This is a genomic window from Pseudomonas fluorescens (assembly GCF_001902145.1).
GTDB classification, from domain to species: Bacteria; Pseudomonadota; Gammaproteobacteria; order Pseudomonadales; family Pseudomonadaceae; genus Aquipseudomonas; species Aquipseudomonas fluorescens_BV.
Genome location: NZ_MRST01000022.1, coordinates 80355 through 98700, shown reverse-complemented (window position 1 = coordinate 98700; position 18346 = coordinate 80355). Strand labels below are relative to the sequence as shown.

12 protein-coding genes are annotated in these 18346 nt (G+C 55.5%); 9 read left to right on the top strand and 3 right to left on the bottom strand.

Going from position 1 to position 18346, the window contains the following annotated elements; translation table 11 throughout:
* Positions 1-86 precede the first annotated feature (86 nt).
* The 3 genes from BUE92_RS10495 to BUE92_RS28880 form a co-directional block, all read right to left on the bottom strand.
* A complete protein-coding gene (locus BUE92_RS10495) occupies positions 87-1088 on the bottom strand; it encodes a YqaJ viral recombinase family nuclease (protein ID WP_073523548.1) in 1002 nt (333 codons plus the stop codon).
* A 78-nt stretch (positions 1089-1166) separates the two neighbouring features.
* A complete protein-coding gene (locus BUE92_RS10490; RefSeq protein WP_073523546.1) occupies positions 1167-2135 on the bottom strand; it encodes a DUF932 domain-containing protein in 969 nt (322 codons plus the stop codon).
* 92 nt (positions 2136-2227) lie between these two features.
* On the bottom strand, positions 2228-2557 hold the full coding sequence (locus BUE92_RS28880; protein WP_073523544.1) for a hypothetical protein: 330 nt from the start codon (positions 2555-2557) through the stop codon (positions 2228-2230).
* A 776-nt stretch (positions 2558-3333) separates the two neighbouring features.
* On the opposite strand from BUE92_RS28880, the gene BUE92_RS10475 reads away from it, so the two are divergent.
* The 9 genes from BUE92_RS10475 to BUE92_RS10435 all read left to right on the top strand — a co-directional run bounded on the left by BUE92_RS10475 (position 3334) and on the right by BUE92_RS10435 (position 18248).
* Complete coding sequence (locus BUE92_RS10475) at positions 3334-4356, top strand: helix-turn-helix transcriptional regulator (RefSeq protein ID WP_073523540.1); 1023 nt, start codon at positions 3334-3336, stop codon at positions 4354-4356.
* Positions 4357-4530: 174 nt separating this feature from the next.
* On the top strand, positions 4531-5463 hold the full coding sequence (locus tag BUE92_RS10470; RefSeq protein ID WP_256673958.1) for a dynamin family protein: 933 nt from the start codon (positions 4531-4533) through the stop codon (positions 5461-5463).
* Positions 5460-7715, top strand: coding sequence for a dynamin family protein (locus BUE92_RS10465; protein WP_073523538.1), 2256 nt, complete (start codon positions 5460-5462; stop codon positions 7713-7715). Before BUE92_RS10470 ends, BUE92_RS10465 begins: the two co-directional genes overlap by 4 nt.
* A gap of 13 nt (positions 7716-7728) precedes the next feature.
* The gene (locus BUE92_RS10460; protein ID WP_256673954.1) at positions 7729-8607 is read left to right on the top strand and encodes a hypothetical protein; all 879 of its coding nucleotides are present in this window, start codon (positions 7729-7731) and stop codon (positions 8605-8607) included.
* Between the two features lie 4 nt (positions 8608-8611).
* Complete coding sequence (locus tag BUE92_RS10455) at positions 8612-11881, top strand: ATP-binding protein (protein ID WP_073523796.1); 3270 nt, start codon at positions 8612-8614, stop codon at positions 11879-11881.
* Positions 11878-12465: an HNH/ENDO VII family nuclease gene (locus BUE92_RS10450; RefSeq protein WP_057406260.1), complete on the top strand. Its 588-nt coding sequence runs from the start codon at positions 11878-11880 to the stop codon at positions 12463-12465. The genes BUE92_RS10455 and BUE92_RS10450 overlap by 4 nt, the downstream gene beginning before the upstream one ends.
* An 11-nt stretch (positions 12466-12476) precedes the next feature.
* Positions 12477-12884 carry an SMI1/KNR4 family protein gene (locus BUE92_RS10445; RefSeq protein WP_057406261.1) on the top strand — a complete coding sequence of 136 codons (408 nt, stop codon included), beginning with the start codon at positions 12477-12479 and terminating at the stop codon, positions 12882-12884.
* A 217-nt stretch (positions 12885-13101) separates the two neighbouring features.
* Entirely contained in the window at positions 13102-15729 is a 2628-nt protein-coding gene (locus BUE92_RS10440; protein ID WP_143169968.1) for a hypothetical protein, read from the top strand.
* A complete protein-coding gene (locus BUE92_RS10435) occupies positions 15726-18248 on the top strand; it encodes a hypothetical protein (protein ID WP_073523536.1) in 2523 nt (840 codons plus the stop codon). Before BUE92_RS10440 ends, BUE92_RS10435 begins: the two co-directional genes overlap by 4 nt.
* Positions 18249-18346: the final 98 nt, after the last annotated feature.

Below are 18346 nucleotides of genomic sequence, written 5' to 3'. Positions count from 1 at the left end.
GTTCTCCTGGAAATGAAAAAAGACCAGTCACGCAGCGCGAACTGCATGGACTGGCCAAGGGGAGGGAAGAGTGAAAGAGGTGGAAATCAGCCGACCAGGAAACGCCTTGCACCGGGTTTCAGCAGCGGGTACTTGGCCTGCAGGTAGGGCTTGTTCTGGAGCAGTTGAGCGACATCGAGACCGATGCTGTCCTTGGCCTTGCGCCAGGAGACGTAGCCGCTGGAGAACTCCGCCCGACTGGCATCGCCCATGGCCTGCTGCAGCATTTGCTTGAGCTCAGCCTCGCGCTTTTCCTTGTCGGCAATCGACTGGCGTACGGCCTTGAGCTCTAAGTAGGCCGCAGCTAATCCTGCATGGCCGCTGAAGTCGACGGTCTGACCGTTGTCCTCCGGGTACAAGCAGCGCAAAGCCGCCTCGGCCGATGCACTACCGTCGGCTGGCGGCGGGGTATCGGTTTCCACGTAGTTCCAAAACTTACGCTCCAGTTCGATCAGGCGGGCGATCATCTGCTCATCTCGCTCGATGCGATGGATCTCCAGGTGCTGACCGCCGAGTAGCACCGCTACATCTGCCGCCTGCTTGCCGGTGACTGCGAGTTGGTGCATCACTTGCAGTTCTACATACTCGGGTACACCTTCCTTCCAGAGGCGTGCCCCGTTTATGCCGGCGGTCTTGCATTCGAGGATCTGCACGTCGTCCGCGGCGATCACCTCACGGTCAATGTTGGCTAGCATCCAGGACATATCCGGATTCGGATGCTGCAGTACGGCGTTGATCCGTCGCACCTTGTTCTTAGTACGCTTGCTGTAGTGCCAGGCCACGATTGGCTCCAGCACGTTGCCCCAGTACATCGGACTTTCTTCATCATGTGGGTCGGCTTTTGGCAGTGTGGTGTCTCGATCGGTTTTCTCCAGCCACAGCTCCAATTGCGATTTGTAGGGATTTAGACCCACCGCAGCGCCGGCATCCGAGCTGCCGATGCCTTGCTTGCGCACCGCCAGCCAATCTTCACGAGGCAGTTCCTTCGTGCTGATCAGGCGCAGCGCTGGACGAGCCTTGCTAGTGCTGCGCAACGGAGTAGCGTTCATAGCGTTCACCTTGCAGAAATAGAAACGCCCGATCAGCCTCGTTGCTGATCGGGCGTTTTGGGGGGAGGAAGTAACCGGTTAGGCGACAAGCTGCAGGGCGGTGTCCAGAGCACGTTGCTTGATCTGCGCCCCTTGGCCGAACCAGGCCGAGTCCATGCGGTACTCGTTGCTACGGGCGCGACGTTCATGGTCGACGTACTCGGTTACGGCGTTGAGCAGGCCCCAGGCGGTACCGCGAGCCGAGTCCAGCTGGCTGCCGCGACCACGGCCTTCATACAGTTCTTGCACCTTGCGCAGGGCGCGTTCGTTGGGTAGTTGCTCCGGTAGTTGATTGCTCGGATTTACCTCACACAATACTGACATGAAATATCCAAGAGCCTCATGCCACTGAACCTTGCGTTCAGCGAGATGGCGCATGCGATACATGAACTCGTCCCAACCGGAGACGGCTATGCCGAGTTGCTTCTTCACTGCCTTCGGATCGAAGCGGGTATTGTGCGGCACCTTGATTGCACGAGATGAGCCGTCCAGGGCTATCGTCAGGGTGTTGTTGCATACCACACGCACGGTGGTGGGTGTTGCCGTGGTGGCCAGGGTGCCGTCGCAGGATGTGGCCAACAGCAGGTAGCCGTTGACCTGATCGTTTCCTTTCAGGGCAGTGCCTTGTCCGGTGCGCGCCAGTGCCCAAAACTTGCGCCCGCCTTTGAGTACCCCCGCAGTCTCCAGCTCGTAACCGGAGACCTCGGTGAGGTCACGATAAAACTCCAACACTTCCCGAGGCTGCACGGTGTGGTAGCGCCGGGAAACCACTGACAGCGGTGCTTTGGTGTCCGAACGGTAGAGCACCTTTTGCTCGGGGAAGGAGTGGATGCTTCCGAGATGGCCGACAGTATCGGCTTTGAAGTGAACGGGGCTTTCTTGGATCTGCCAGTCCATTCCGGCCTCGCGTTGCCAGATTTCGATGGGTTGTTTCTGCGTGAGCTGATTGCCTAGGCCATGCCACGGGGCAGAGCAAGCGTAGGCCATTGTTTCGACGAGATGAGCCATGGTTGCGATTCCTTTAGGTGCACACCGGCATATAGCGCCACGCAGAGCGCAGCACTGTCCGGACGTAATGAATAGAAGGAAAGTTGACTTGGTTAGGTCGGCAGGTTGAAGCGATGACCGCAGAGCCGGCAGAGGTTGTGGGCCAGGACGTAGCGATCGAGCGACTCACCCAACTGGGCGCCGAGAGCACAGCCACCGACACCGCCGGCCAGCCCACCGAGGATGGCACCCGATACCGAACCGAGTGTGATACCGACAGGGCCGGCGATAGCGCCAATAAGCGCGCCCGCTTGGCCTCCAGCCAAAGCAGTACTGACGCCGCGCGCGGCACCACCCAACGTGCCGATGGCCGCGCCGACTTTCATGGCGTGATGGAATGAAGCGACTTTAGGGGAGTTACAACGAGGACACTGCAACGACATGGGATGAACCTTCCTGATAGTGGTGTCATTGCTGTTATGTAGAGTTGAGATTTTGTTGAATCGAATTAGTACGCCTATGGGCACGTGATTTGGTCGCTAGGGCAGCGAACACACTCATCCACTTCTATTGGACCGAATTATGATGAGTTTTGTCTGCTAAACGAGGCGACACACATTGTCGTACCTGTGCCCCAAGCTGGCGCCATTCGACAGTTTAGGACACCGCTATGCCAATCTTCCCGCGTCCGTTCACCTTTGTGTGCGCTCACTGTTCTTGGAAAGAAACAGTTCTACCTCACAACGATTTGGCATCGCTCGGCCAAGCAGCGTTCATAATTTGTCCTGAGTGTCATACCCCTTCGCTGGAGGGGCGAGAAGCCACTCGTCATGAAATCCTCAGAACCCGCTTGGAGCAATTTCTTAGCCTCAACGATTGACTCTTCAAAGTCGCGACACACCTTGTCGCTCTACCCTGGAAAATGACCAAAAAGACCTAGGAGATTACGATTATGAAAAATCTGTTTGCCGTCATCGGTTTTTGTGTGGTGCTGAAGAAAGGCTATGAACTGTATTGCGAGTACAGCGAACTGAAGCGCGACAAGGAAGGGCGCCAGTCTTCTCCCGCCTGAACCTCAAGTTCCGCGCGCCGTTGTCGAAAGACTAAAGTCTCATGTTGAATACAATAGATGGCAAAACGCCATTTTAGTCAGTAGCATCGATGCCAAATTGGCGTCAGCCTGCTGGCTATCAGTCGAATTGCAAACAAGGTAGTCACCATGTCTCAAGCGAAGGATACGCTGCTCCGGCTATTCGCATTATTGCGCCTGATTCCCACCGAGCCGCAGCGTATTGCAACCCCGACCCTGCTCGAAAAGCTTCGCGATAGAGGTTTTTCCGTGACACTGCGCTCGGTTCAGCGTGATTTGAACCGGTTATCGATACCTTTTTCGTTGCAATGCGACGAGCGCGTGATCCCGTTTCGTTGGAGCTTCACGCGGGATGCGCCGCTCAGATTGGAGGATATGGATGCCTCCACCGCACTGGCCTTGTATCTGTCGGAGAGCCATTTAAACACCCTGCTGCCCCAGACCGTATTAGACCAACTCGGTCCACAGTTTCGCCGGGCGCGCAATTTCCTTGGCGATCTAGGCCAAAACGGATTGGCCGATTGGGCGCGACGGGTTCGTGCGATTCCTAATGGGAAAACCTTGCTGCCCGCTGCGATCGATCCCCAAGTCTGGGGGCTGGTGTCTGCCGTTTTGCTGGAGCGCAGGCAATTGCAAGTGACCTATCAGAGCCGGAGCAAGGGCGAACTCAAACAGTTTCGCCTACACCCGGCGGGTCTGGTATCGCGGCATGCCATCAGCTACTTGCTGGCCTCGGTGGATGGCTATGGTGATTTGCGCCAGTTTGCCCTGCACCGTATTCAGCACGTTCAAGTACTTGATGAGCCGTCCGTGCTGCACGCCACCTTTGATGTGGACGATTACATCGCGAGCGGAATATTCAGCCATCGCCAAACCAATATTCAGGTAGAGCTGATCGCGGATGTTCATCCGCAGATTGCCGTCCTGCTCGGCGAGACCCCGCTGAGTCACGAGCAGACCTTGAGCGATATTCCCGCGCATACCTGGAAGCGTCTGCGCGCCCAAGTGCCGCTGGATCGTGAAACGCTGTGGTGGATCTTCGGCCTGAACGACAACATCCGCGTGCATGGGCCGCAGGTCTGGGTCGATGAGATCAGCACCAGATTGAACAGTATGCAAAACCTCTATGCGTCAACTGACTACGCGACATGAACTGTCGCACTGCCGTGCAAGACTGCGGCTGATCAACCTCCAATGGATTAACACGTGTTTGGTGCCCAAGGCACCCGGCAATAGGGACAGAAGCTGATGACGGGCTCCACCGCTACGCCTGCAAAACCTCGAAAGGCCAGGAGGGCGGAACCTTCTGTTACCACCACGTTTGATGTGTTGGTGTTGGCCACAATGAGCGCAGGCAAAACGTCGTTCATCAACGCGCTGATTGGCCAGGAACTGCTGTATACCGCCAATGAAGCCACCACTGCCTGCGTGACCCGTGTCGAGCATCGCCAGGGCGCCCGTCGATTCAATGGCGCCTGTTATTGCTACAACGACACCGAGTTGGCCTCCCTGCATTCCCCGTCGGTAGCCTTGCTAAAGGACTGGAACGCCAATGCCGAGGTCAAGCGCATCAGCTTGGCTGGAACCTTCAAAGTGCAGCCGCGCCCAGCGCCCGGGCTGGTATTTCACGACACGCCAGGGCCTAACAACAGCCAGGATGAAAACCACGCCAGACTGATGCTGGAGGCTATCCGCACGGTGTCGTTCAATGCGCTTTGCTATGTGCTCAACGCCAGCCAACTGGGGACTTGTGACGACCGGTTGCTGCTCGAACAGCTGCGCGAAGAACTCGCCGCCAAGCCTGCCCAGCCGATTTATTTCATCCTCAACAAAGTGGATTTGCTCGATCCCGAGAAGGGCGAAAGCATTCAAGGCTATGTGCACAACGCCCAGCGCTATTTGCGCGATATCGGTTTTGAGCAGCCGATCATCATTCCGACAATGGCCAGTGCCGCGCTGTACGCGCGCAAGGCCCTGAGTGCCGAAACACTGACGCGCGCGCAACGCTCCAAATTGCGTCAGGTACTCGATGACCTGGAAGTGAACAAGCGCGATTTGCTCAATGCCACCATCGTGCCAGAAGTGGTTAAGCGCCGAGTCTTCACATCACTCAACAACCTGGAACGCAGACAGCGAACCAAGGCACTCGATACCCGTGCCTACGATAAAAACCAGTTGCAACAGTTGGTCACAATCAGTGGGCTCAAAACCGTTGAAGCCCTTATCCATCATCAACGCCGATTAGATGAGCAACCATGAATACTATTGAAATCATCCATAACCCATTCATCGTCGAGACTCAGTTCCTGATCAGTGGCCAACCGCCGGCCGAAGGCTGCAAGCTGTCGAGCTATAAAGAATCGCGGCTGCAAGTGTGGATCGAGAAGCTGTTTGATGAGTTGAGTCAGTTGTTCAATGGTGACAATAACTTTGATGTCACTTTCAGAGGGGTCGAGTCGGACTACCTTGACGTGGTTGAGGCGGCGAAAGTCGCGACGGGCAAGGGCATGCAGGTCACTCTGCAGTTTATCGAGGCTGACCCGGCGGAGGAGCGCCTGACCCGCATTCGTGAGTTGATGGAAGAGGCCAAGCTTCATCCTGAATTTGAGCATTTCATTCGTGACAATGCTGATGTCAGCCAATCCTTTGAAGACGCATTCAACAAGGATTTCGACGTGTATGTGGTGGCGACCATGTCCTCGGGCAAGTCGACACTGATCAACGCCATGCTTGGCCAGGACCTTCTGCCTGCCGCCAACGAAGCCACTACCGCGACCATTGCCCGGATCACCGACAACGCATCGATGGGCCAGCGCTTCGCCGCCCAACGCGTAACCAACGATCACCGTATTGCGGAAAACAGCGATGACGTGAGCCTGGAAGTGCTGCAGGCATGGAACAGTCTGCCGGACACGATGCGCATCGATATCGAGGGCAAAATTCACGCGATTCAAGACCGTGACAGCGTACGCTTGGTATTGACCGACACACCTGGGCCGAACAACAGCCAGGACGAAAGACACCAGCTCAAAACCATGAGCTTCATTCAGGACTCCCAGCGCAACCCGCTGATTCTGTATGTGCTCAATGCCAGCCAGTTGGGAACCAACGACGACAAAAACCTTTTGGGTCTGGTCGCTGAAACCATGCGCAAGGGCGGTAAGCAGAGCAAGGATCGGTTCATTTTTGTCATCAACAAGATGGATGTGTTCGACCCGGAGAAAGGCGAGGACCTGCCTTCGGTACTGGCCCGCGTCAAAAACTATCTGGTTGAAAACGGGATTTTCAATCCGCTGATCTACCCGGTGTCGGCCAACCTGACGCGGCTGCTGCGCAAGCCCCAGCACTTGCACTCACGCAAGGAACGCGGCGAGTTGAACTCCATGATGGACATGTTCGGTGAAGAGCCGAGCATGAACTTGCTGCAATACATGCCGATCACCGAGCGGGTCAAACGTAGCTTGCAAGAGAAGAAACTCCCCGAGATCGTGCTGAGTAGTGGCTTGCCGGCGGTCGAAGCGATGATTGACGAGTACATCGACAAGTACAACTTCCCGCATCGGGTCAAGCGCGCCTATGACGCGATGACCAAAGCCATTGCTGTCGGTCTCAACGAAACGCAACTGATCGAGCAACTGGATCAGGACGAGAAGATGCTGGCGCATATCAATGAAGAGATCCAGGCGCTGGAGTATCGGCAGGAGAAAGGGTTCGATACGCAGGCTTACAAGGACAAGATAAAGCGTGAAGGTAAGGTGGTGCCGCGGGTGACTGAGGATGAGCTTGCGAGCTTGGAAAAATCTACGGTCAAGTATCTCAGGTCGGTCAGTGAGCGTTTTAACGGAGAGGTCGAGCCGCGTATCGCTGAAATCCGGGTCAAGGAAGTTGAAGAGGAACTCCAGTTCCAGTACCGAAAGCTCATCAATGCTTATGAAGCGGTGTTCATCACTAGTCAGCGAGTCATTAGTGAAGACCTTCAATCTGAATATCAGCGCTACATCGTGGCTCTGTTCAACGACTGCCAACATTTGAAGTTGCCTATCCTGGACAGCCTCCAAAAAGCTACGGCTGATATTTCCTTCAATCTTACTATCAAGAGTGATGAGGTGCAGACCAAGCGAGTCGTGATTGACCGTTACGAAGTCAGTGACAGCACTTGGTACAACCCCTTCTCGTGGGGGGCCACTCGCACAGTTTACAAATATGGCGAAGAAAAAACCGTCGATCTTAGAGCGCTTTGGAGCGACCGCAGCACGCGTGTTGACGATGAGTTTGGTCGATTGATCGTGGCTGCTCGTACCGAAATCGACAAAGGCAAGACCGTCCTGATTGATCAGTTCGTGGCGTTTATGGGGCGCGAATTCGACACCAAGTTCAATGAGTTGATTGACTCGCTCAAAGACAAGATGACGGACCGCGACCTGCGTCAACGAGCTCTTGAAGAGGCCCGTGAGTTGCAAGCGTGGATCAATCAATTCAAAGAAAAACTCGACGAAACCCTCGCCGTTTGACTTCGGAGTTTCTATGACGACTGACGCCATAATGATTGAAAAAGCTCGTAAGCAGTTTCTGACGGCGCTCGATGACACACAGTGCGACACCGATGTGTTGCAGAAGATAATGGACGCCGTGCAACAGACCCCAGGGGTGATGGAGGCTCATAAGGTCGATGCTGTCACTCGCGCCATTGATGTGGACCCTGTGAGTTGGAACCCGGAATATTTCAGTCGGCAAAAGGTTTTCGCTGCCCGCAACTTTTCCAAGGAGCGGCTGGAGCATCTGATACAGGTCCGCGACGTGTTTCGTCAACGAAACGAAAAGGGATTTACACCAACTGTTGCCGCTTCACATGTGAGAAAAGATCCGATGAGCAGTGCGTCCTCCGATTACCAACCTTCCAGCAACCTCAAGAAGTTTGTCGAAGAAGGTGACTTGTTGACGACCCGCACAGCACTGCGCCTGGAGCTCAACGACCGTCGTCTGGATGGCGCCGAATTGCGCGCTGCGCTGGGGTGGATCAAAGATAGTGTTTCCGGGATATTCGAGGTTTTTTCAGAAGGGGCATTTGCGCGTGAGCTTGTGGCAGATCAGAACAAATGGACCGAAGATTATTACGATCTACAGGTCACTTACCTGAAAACCAACTTCTCGGAAAAGCGCTTTTTGCACCTGATCGACGTTCGCGAGCTTTTGCGCAGCAGCGCTGTTGAGGGCTTTGCTTCGACCAAGACAAAAGCCTCCACCGCGCATTCAGCCTCCCCTGTAGCGCAAGCATCAAGCACCCACTCCCGCCAGCCCATTTGCGATGGTGCATCAGAGCGCAATCCAGCCTTCAAGGCCGCACTGCTGATCGGCGGCGCCATTGCGGCCGTGGTGGTGTTCCTTATTGCACTGGTACGGTGACCTGATGACCTCTCCAATACTGACCCGCACTGCCGTGCAGGATATCCGTGAAAACGCCGGTCTGACCCTTGAAGCTGGGCGTGCGCTGATCAATCGCAGCTACCTGTCGGAGCTGGAGCAGTATCCGGTCCATGCCTTTGCCGAGAAGGGGCTGCGGTTCAATGCTGCCAGTGACGTGCGGATTTTTCGCATTGAGCGCATCGTCCAGGACAACAAACAATCGGTACTCGAGAGCACCACGGCCGCTTACACCGCATTGGGTGCTGCGGGTTACTCGGTTTTCCTGATATTGCGCTCCAACGGTATCGAAACCGACCTTTACATCGGCACCCGGGGTGAGCCCGGTAAAACCCTCGGGCACAGTTCTGGCGAGCTGCTGCGGGAGACCTTCAAGGGGCACTTTTCGGGCAGTTCATTAGTGCCGCTGCCGCAACAGCATGCCGATGCCTTGCTGGGTGCTTTGCAGGCCGAAAAGGCCAACCCTTCGGCAAGTATCACGGCGGTCACGGGTGTGCCTGCGTTGTCGACGGAGAACCGCGAACACTTCATGCAAGGGCTCGAGCGCTTTATCGATGCGGCTGAGCGCCGGGTGTACCACGCGATCATTCTTGCCGAGCCGGTTTCGTCGCAGAACCTTGACTTGATCCGCGCCGGATACGAGCAGGTCGCCACGCAACTTTCGCCATTGCTCAAACAGCAATTGTCGTTCGGCGAACAAGACAGCGATTCCGTGGGGCTGAGCATCAGCCAGGGCTTGAGTGACTCCCTTGGACACAGCCTTGGGCTGACCGAAACCAAGGGTACGTCGACGACGCTGGGCACATCGACCACCGACACAACCGGTACCAGCGAGTCGTTCAGTGCACAGACCCTGACCTCCAAAACGGTCGCTATCGGTGCCAATGTGCTGGGTATGGTGGGTGGTGCGACATTGGGGCCATTCGGCGCGATGCTCGGTAGCCAGATCGGCTCGGCCGCTGCTGCGCTGCTCAACGAACAACGCACCACCGGTACCAGCCAGTCGACGTCCACCGGCCGCAATGAAAGCCACGGCACGTCCTTCAGTGAGGCCGCGTCGAAAACCACCTCGACCACACACACCACCAGCACCACCGACACTCATTCGTTGAACAAAACCCTGGGCTCTAATCGGCAGATTTCGATTGAGACCGTGGACAAGACCATCGAGCAGTTGCTCAGCAAAATCGATCACCACCTCGAGCGTATCGACGAAGCCAAGACATACGGTGGCTGGAACTCGGCGGCGTATTTCATCGGTGACAGCACTGCGTCGTCCGAATCGTTGGCGAGTATCTTTCTTGGGCTGGTACGCGGCAGCAAGTCCAGCCATGAAGACTTCGCCCTGACCACCTGGAAATCTGCCAACAAGTCCGCTGTGCTGGACTGGCTCAGCGCGTTCAGCCATCCGCAATTGAAGCCGGGGTTTTCGAAAAAGATCCCGATCAGTTACCTCACGCCCGCCACGCTGGTGTCTGGTAAGGAGATGGCGATCCAATTGAGCCTGCCCCGACGCTCCACCTCCACGGTGGCCGTGCTGGAAACCCAGGCGTTCGGCCGCAAGGTGCAGCGCCTGGATGGTCACAGCAGTGAGCCAGGCAAGGGCAAGACACTGACTTTGGGCAACATCCGCCACTTATGGGAAAACCTGCCGCAAAAGATCGAGTTGAGCCTCGATCAATTGGCCAGCCATGTGTTTGTCAGTGGTTCGACCGGTGCCGGTAAAAGCAACACGCTGTATGAAATGCTCAGCCAAATCAGCGCCGCCGGCGTGCCATTCCTGGTGATTGAGCCGGCCAAGGGCGAGTACAAACACGTCTTCGGTCATCGCGATGACGTCAATGTATTCGGCACGCATCCGGCCCACTGTGAATTGTTGCGCATCAACCCGTTCCGCTTCCCGTTGGCCATTCATGTGCTGGAGCACGTTGATCGGCTCGTGGAAATCTTCAACGTCTGCTGGCCGATGTATGCCGCAATGCCTGCCGTACTCAAAGAGGCAATCCTGCAGGCGTATCAGCAATGTGGTTGGGACTTGGACGCGTCGACCAACCGTTACAGCGATGCATTGTTTCCGACGTTCAGTGACCTGCTCAGTACCCTGCAAAGCGTGATCGAGGCCTCCGCGTACTCCCAGGAGCTCAAAGGTAACTACATCGGTTCGCTGTCCACGCGGATCAAATCCCTGACCAATGGCTTGAATGGGCAGATTTTTACCGCTAACGAAATCGACAGCGCAGAGCTGTTTGATCAGAGCGCAATCGTGGACCTGAGCCGCGTCGGCTCGTCTGAGACCAAGGCCCTGATCATGGGGATCCTGGTGATGCGCCTGAGTGAGCACCGAATGGCCTGTGGTGGCATGAACCAGCCGCTGCGCCACGTCACAGTCCTTGAGGAAGCGCACAACATCCTCAAGCGCAGCCCGTCCGAAGGCGGTGCTGAAGGGGCAAATGTGGTCGGCAAGTCAGTGGAGATGCTGACCAATGCCATCGCCGAAATGCGCACCTATGGTGAAGGTTTCATCATTGCCGACCAGTCGCCCCATGCGGTGGATATCGCCGCGATTCGCAGCACCAACACCAAAATAATCATGCGCCTGCCGGATGAAATGGACCGTCGTTTAATCGGCAAGTCGGTGGCGTTGCGTGATGACCAGCTTGAAGAAATCGCCAAGTTACCCAAAGGTGTTGCCATCGTTTATCAAAATGACTGGCTGGAGCCGGTGCTGTGTCAGGTGAAGAAATTCGCTGGGCATGAAACCCCTTATGTGTATACCGCCAATGACAAGCGCGCCGTGCGTAGCCAGGATTTCAACCTGCAGGTACTCAACCTGCTGCTGAGCAACCGTATCCGCAGGCCAGTCGCCTTGGATTTAGCGTTGCTGGAAAATGGCTTGTGTGAATTGCCGTTGCTGGCTCGCAGCAAAATTGCGCTGTTCGAGGCGCTCAATGCCCACAAAGAAGAGAAGCCGTCGGCGCTGTGCAAGCCCGAGGCATTTACCTACGCCGCACAATTGGTGGTCGATGTGCTCGGTTGCCGGCAGCAGGTTCAGCAGATCATTCAAACGGCGACCGATTACGGGCAACTCAGCAATCAACTGGACCAGCTACTCCACGAGCGAGCGACAGCCTTGAGCACTGAGCTGGCCCTGGCGACCCAGCAATGCTTGATGAAGGATTACAGCCTCCAGCACGAGAGCCATATCGATATTTATTCTGCATGGCGTGCGCACCTCGAAACAGGGAGCGTTCTGTGAACTTTGAAAATTTCTTTGCTGGAAAAACCGAGGTTCCGTCCAACCTGGCGTTACTGGCGCGTGAAATGCCGGACCGCTGCCTGATCGTTGTCGAGCTTGATCGACCTATCGTGCTCACCCAGGAAACCCGCCTGGAGCTACCGCAAATGTCGCCGGAAACCCGTGAGCGGCTTGAACTGCTGGGCGTTCCAAAAGAGGTTCTGGATGCTATCGGTAGTGAAGCCGAAGCGAAAATCTATGAAGGCGCGAATCTTGAACCGGCCGAGGTCAATGGCAAGGATGCACTGATTCGTACCGACATCGATTACGATCAAAAAGATTATATGGGTACCACCAACCTGGACCGGATGAAGTCGGGAAGGGCTCCGCTGGATGCCAACGGAAAGCCGATCGAGTTACATCACATCGGCCAGAAACAGGACTCGCCATTGGCAGAATTGACCAGCGCTGAGCACCGTGGCAACGGAAACGATAACGTGCTGCACAACAAACAGAAGGAGTCCGAGATCAATCGCGAGGACTTCGATAAAGAGCGAAAAGACTACTGGAAGGCGCGAGCCGAACAGATTGAGAATCAGCGCTGAGGGCGAATCTTATGAAAAAACTTGAACAACTCGTTGATCTCCATCAGGCCAACACCCGGCCAGTAGATACCGCCAGCATCCAGAATCTTGAGCAGAAACTGGGATTCGCACTGTCTGACGAATACAAGCGCTACCTGTCGGCTTTTGGAGTCATTGTCTTTGACGCCTACGAAACGTATGGCCTAGGCGTGCCTGACGACTATTACCTGAATGTCTTTGCCGCATTCTCGGACCTGGGCCGTGACCCGACCTACCCGAAAAATACTGTGCCACTGCTGGAGATTGGTGATGGTCAATACTATCTGTACGACAACCACGCACGGAAAGTTCTGATTTGGGCTACACCGAATGGCGGCATTGTTCGTGTATTGGAAGACGGCCTGGAGACCTTTTTAATCAAGCAGGTTTTCGTCGGCTAGCTGAAGGTAGTTTGAACAAATAGGACTCTGTCTCATTCATCCTATTAGGTCGCGTAGTTGTGTGGGGCGAGTGTCAGACTCCCCCCAACTTGGTCCTAAAACGAATAGTCGAGGCAGAATAATCGCAAAATTTTGCAATGTGAACTATTGAGTAGTGCGCTTTCCCTCCAAGTCACTTTCGACGATGTTTACGATGCAAACCAAGGGAGATACCAGCTTGAACCAGCCTACGCCCGCAACGAGAAGCTTTGATGTGCTTATTCATCTGGATCAAGGAGACAGCGCAAAGGCGCTCTCGGCCAACGAGCTTGTCCAGCGCCGGCACTACGAACTTCTCCGGGATCAAGTGAATGAACACCTCGCCACCTTGAGGCCTGCAGAGTCACTCAAGCAGGACTACCCATACGGCAGTGGTTGGACGCAGTTCCTTGATGGTTCCCGAGGCGCAGGCAAGTCAACTTTCTTGAGTTCAGTAAAGGCTGCCATGAAGGCGGATGTTGACCTGAAAAGTCAGATGGCATTCATCGCTCTGATAGATCCAAGTCGCATCGAGCATAGCGAGATCATCCTGCTCGTCATCCTGCAGCACCTCAACAAGCGGGTCGAGGAGGCCCTCAAGGAACTGCGACAAATGCATAATGAACAGCTTCGGGACGAATGGCGCCGAGCGTTCAAGGGAGTCGCCGGCGGCCTCAGCTTATTCGCAAAGGAATACCACCCGCTCAACGATCTGGATCCGGAGCTTTTCCTCGACTGGGGCCTGGAGCGCACAAGCGACAGCACTAGCTTGAGAACAAAGTTGCACCATCTATTCGAGACTGCGTGTCGCATTCTCGGTGTGCAAGGGCTGATGCTTGGGTTCGACGATGCTGACACAGACTCCACGCATGCAATTAACCTGCTGGAGTGCATCCGAAAATACTTAGATACCCCCCGTTTAATGGTGCTGGTGACGGGGGACATGGAGCTCTATTCGCTCCTCGTGCGTCAACACTTCGCAACAACGGTCGCAGGCAGACCCGAGGCAGCTCTAGACCTTCAGCGCAGTTCAAAGCAAGGAGACCGCTCGGGCCAATATCTACGCATGATTGATCATATGGAAGAGCAGTACTTGCTCAAACTCTTCCCGATACGGCGGCGCATGCAGTTGAAACCATTGTGGAATATCAAGCTTCTTGATAATTGCCACGCTACCTATCCTGCTTGGGGCCAGAACGAGATATCGGTAGAGGATGTAGTCCAAGCAATAGTGCAGCGTGGTCTGCGTGTTAAAGCCAGCTCTGACGTGTCCACATATACCGAATTTCTGCTCAAGCAACCTCTGCGATCAGTTTTACAGGTGCTATCCAGTTGCGCACCGCATCTGGAGATATCGTCTTCTGCCGACTTGAAGTCAGGGGTTTGGTCATTTGATTTGACCAGTGAACTCAGCCGCTCCTTACAGGCCCTAGCGCTGACAAGCCTCTATAAGTTCTCCGTCGATACCGACGCGATTGCCGCAAAAGAGTTGCCAGCTTTAACGCTGGCCGTTTTCGACCTCTCACTGGAGGACGGAGACATTGATACTGCTCCATATCTCCGGCCAATGTCGGCGGAACAGGACATCAAGGCTTGTTTTGCTGCACTGGCAGCGGAGGTACCAAATTTCTGCGCCGGCAAGCCGGGAACGGCTCTTCGGTATCTTTTGCGTGGGCCCGGCAGTGTGTCGCTCTACAACCTTGCCAACTCTCATCTCAGCGATAAGGACTCAACGTCTTCATTGGGTCGCGTGCACCAATTCAAGTCTTACATGGGTATCGGCCGCAGAGAAGACAGCCTAGACTGGGCTCGACGCGCGACAGCAGTCATCGCAATGCCCTACAGCGTGAACTACAAGCCCCGTGTCGTTTTGCCCGGTATTGTGGGGCTGCGTCGAGGTACGAGAGGGAGAAAGGGCGAGCTAATCGCTCGGGCCGTGATCCAACGTGCTGTTGATAATACAGCGATTCCGCATCTGCCCGTGTTTGCGCTAAGCATGGTCAACGTAGTGAGCGCTACTAATCCGCGTACCTATGGGTCCATCTTTACGCTAATCGGCCTCATCGAGAAATTGCTTTCCGCAGATAACCAGGGTGATCTGGAAGCCCGGACGGTCTATGAGCGGGCTTATCCGTCTCTAACCGTTTCTGGTCCCAGTTGGTCGCGCCAAGGCGACGCTACACCGGAAGATGAGGACGACGAAGATAAGCAACGCGCACTGGCTGAGTCTAATGAGTGGGCTAAACAAGAAGCCCTGTGGATGAGCATTAATACTTGGCTCGAAAGCGTGCGCGATTTGTTTAAGAAGACCATGCCTTCAGGCATTTTTCTAGGCAAGGTCTGGACACGACTCTTCTTCAGTCTGCAGAACGCGGCCGAGGATCTGAAACCCAGCGCTAAATTCGACACGGTGATGGAGATTTTTTCACTCTGCGTTATTAACGCATTCTTGGTCGAGGAGGCTGAACACCACCTGCTTGACACGTCAGATGCGTCGAAGACTATTTCGAGGATCGACAGGAACAACCCTCGAACCTCGGCTAGCTGGTTTGTCGACAAGCTCAACTCAGCGAAACCTCAAAGAGATGATTTCCCATTTACGGCAATCATGGCGACATGCCCCTTGCTTCTGGGACTTCTGGACACTGAACTGGATTATGCCCAAGCGTTGAAACCGTTGTTTCCTGATGACATGAATGAAGCGGCGATCAAGGGTTTGTTGTGCCCGAAAGAGCTTAAGGAGCTCATGCAGAAAGTTTCCGTAACGGGCGAGTCACGGTCCCGACAAACTGCATCTCGTGGTGCTGGTGAGGCCACCCACGAATGAGTGCCCAAGCCGCCTCCATCGGCTCACTCCTCTCGACGCTACTGCTGTCGGACTACCGGGTCCTGCGTCTCTCTTGGGAGACGCCCTTCACCCAGCAGTTGGAATGGTCTAAGTTACGGGAGCCCGCCTATCTCGCGTACCAGCCTTGGGCTGCACGCTTTCCGGATCATGTGTTCGATTCGGCATGGCGCTTCCTGGCAGGGCGGCAGCCTGAAAATGGCGTCCTAATCAATGCGCTCCAGGCCCTGGTCGATGAGTTCCTGAGCCTGCGGCATGGCGAGTTGCGTGTCCATCGCGATCTATTCGGCTCCTGGCAGCAAGGCGTTGCCAGCAGGCTTTCTTCGCTCCCAATCCAAGCTGCAGCTGACGTAATTCTCCGCGCGGGGGAGTGCAACCCAGACCGTTCGTTTCGTTTGCGGCTCGACTCATTCAATCGAGAGATAGCCCCGTGGAGACGCCAAGTTGTGCCCTTGCTTCGACCAGAGGAGGCTCCGGTCGCCGACTATGTTGAGCGGGAAGGTTTGCACGAATCACACCTACATCTGAATGGCAGTACGCATGCCGAGATCTGCTGGCTGCGTGCGATCCGCGACTCACGCGCGGAAACTCGGGATTTCGTGAACGCCTGGACCCGCGAGAAGAGCGGAGGCCGTATTCGCGAGCTAGTTGGACAGACGAATCCAGAACTGACTCCGCAGGTCTTTCACCAGCACCTGCAGACTGCAGGCCGGCTTCGTTCTTGGCTCATCGGCTCTACAAATGGCCAGCTCGCGCCGAACGCACTACTGCCATCGTCGTGTCAAAGTTTGTATAGCGCTGGGAACGACGAGTGGTCTGAAGGGTTAAGCGTGCCTACTCCGTCGTGGCGTGACGAACCCGATGTTGAAGAAGAGTTCACGTGGATGGCAGCTCTCGTTGCCAGACTTCGGCAACACCCGAGCGTCCAACTTTCTCGGATGTTTCATACATACTTGCTGCTGCTGAATCAATACTATCGATTGCTCGTTCAGAGTGAAGCGCAGTATGGGTTCGACCAGTTTCAGAAGTTCACTCTGACGGGGCTTCGTGAGCCGTCGGAACGGGAGTTTCGAGCGCGCTTTCACGCCATGCACGGACCTCGATTAGCACGTAGCACTGTCGGATATCTGGAGGGACGCTTCGCCCCCAAAGTCGACCCGCTAAAAGCTTGCCGATTGTTCCAGGCAATCCTGGGCGGCTACCTCAATTATCTAAACGATGCTGCTGCTGGCAGATTGTCCATCAAACCACCCCGTTCTCTCTCTGCCTTGTTGAGCGAGCTAGACCGCTATTTTGAGCGACCGACTTTCCCTCATCGAAGCGTTCATCGGCTGGCACTGGTCGCACATTTTATCAAGCTAGACTGGTCGCCTAATGAAAAGGGCAAGGCAGGCCCATATAGGCACTACCCACTCGACATGCAGCTACGTCGAACTACTAATGTGTTGCTCTCAGTTCTCGCCCGCTGGCCTCGACTAAGGACGTGGGTACGGGGCATCGATGCCGCCGCAAATGAGCTACACGCGCCCCCGGACGTTTTCGCCCCTGCCTTCCGTGTCTGCCGTCGAGCCGGTTTGGATAGGCGCACCTACCACGCGGGTGAAGACTTCCGGCACCTTCTGTCGGGTATAGCCACCATGTGGGAGGCACTGGAACTACTGGATCTGCGCAACGGCGACCGTATCGGACATGGAACAGCCATGGGGATCCGCCCAAGCCTGTGGCTTGATCGTATGCCAGGCAAAATCACCCTGCCTCGAGGTGAGTGGTTGCTGAGTGTGCTTGCCGCTTGGCAGTTGCTGCGGGATGTGCCAGAGATGCAAGCCTGCGTCCACCGCCTTCATCGCGAACTGGAGTTGGTTGCTCACCAAATTTTCGGGCGTTCACTGGTAGCGTTCGACATCGAACGCGCGATGGCGCTTCGAGGTTTGAGTCGCCTTGACTTGATGCGCCAGCTAACCGGTGACGAAAACTCGCCGCACGAACCGCTGAGCGACCTCTGGCGCGAGGAAACTTTGCGGGTTAGGTCAGCGTGCCAGAATCAGCCTCAGGCAGTGGGACTGCTCTGGGAGTGGTTGAACGACGCAGGGGTTCACAAACGTGCAGGCGAACTGACCGAGAAAGAGGCTGACTTCATGGATGCCCAAGGTTACCTCCGACTGCAGCAAGCGCTAATGCAACAGATTGCCGATCGGGGAGTCCTCATTGAGACACTGCCATCTAGTAACGTCCGGATCAGTCAATACCACCATATCGGCGAGCATCACTCGCTACGCTGGATGCGGGTCCCCGGCCACGTTGAGGATGGAGATCCGGACATTAAGGTGTGCCTCGGTTCCGACGATCCAGGGATCTTCGCGAGCGATCTCGAAACCGAGTTCTATCTAATGTACGCCACACTTCGGCGAGCCGGTCTCAGCGATTCTGAGTCGTTACATCGCCTGAGCGTATTAAACGAACGTGGCAGAATTTATCGCTTCCACCATCCCTTGCTGTCGTGAGCGGGCGAATCGTCGCTTCAGACACCAATCTACCAGCGACAGATTGTGCTCTGAAGATTCATTAGTCGCTCTTGGAATCCAAGTCTCAGAAATTTCGT

What these genes read in the sequence shown, in the direction of transcription:
- BUE92_RS10455 (WP_073523796.1), top strand. Translation starts at nt 8,612, where the DNA reads ATGACCTCTCCAATACTGACCCGCACTGCCGTGCAGGATATCCGTGAA.
- BUE92_RS10495 (WP_073523548.1), bottom strand. Translation starts at nt 1,088, where the DNA reads ATGAACGCTACTCCGTTGCGCAGCACTAGCAAGGCTCGTCCAGCGCTG.
- BUE92_RS10475 (WP_073523540.1), top strand. Translation starts at nt 3,334, where the DNA reads ATGTCTCAAGCGAAGGATACGCTGCTCCGGCTATTCGCATTATTGCGC.
- BUE92_RS10435 (WP_073523536.1), top strand. Translation starts at nt 15,726, where the DNA reads ATGAGTGCCCAAGCCGCCTCCATCGGCTCACTCCTCTCGACGCTACTG.
- BUE92_RS10465 (WP_073523538.1), top strand. Translation starts at nt 5,460, where the DNA reads ATGAATACTATTGAAATCATCCATAACCCATTCATCGTCGAGACTCAG.
- BUE92_RS28880 (WP_073523544.1), bottom strand. Translation starts at nt 2,557, where the DNA reads ATGTCGTTGCAGTGTCCTCGTTGTAACTCCCCTAAAGTCGCTTCATTC.
- BUE92_RS10490 (WP_073523546.1), bottom strand. Translation starts at nt 2,135, where the DNA reads ATGGCTCATCTCGTCGAAACAATGGCCTACGCTTGCTCTGCCCCGTGG.
- BUE92_RS10460 (WP_256673954.1), top strand. Translation starts at nt 7,729, where the DNA reads ATGACGACTGACGCCATAATGATTGAAAAAGCTCGTAAGCAGTTTCTG.
- BUE92_RS10445 (WP_057406261.1), top strand. Translation starts at nt 12,477, where the DNA reads ATGAAAAAACTTGAACAACTCGTTGATCTCCATCAGGCCAACACCCGG.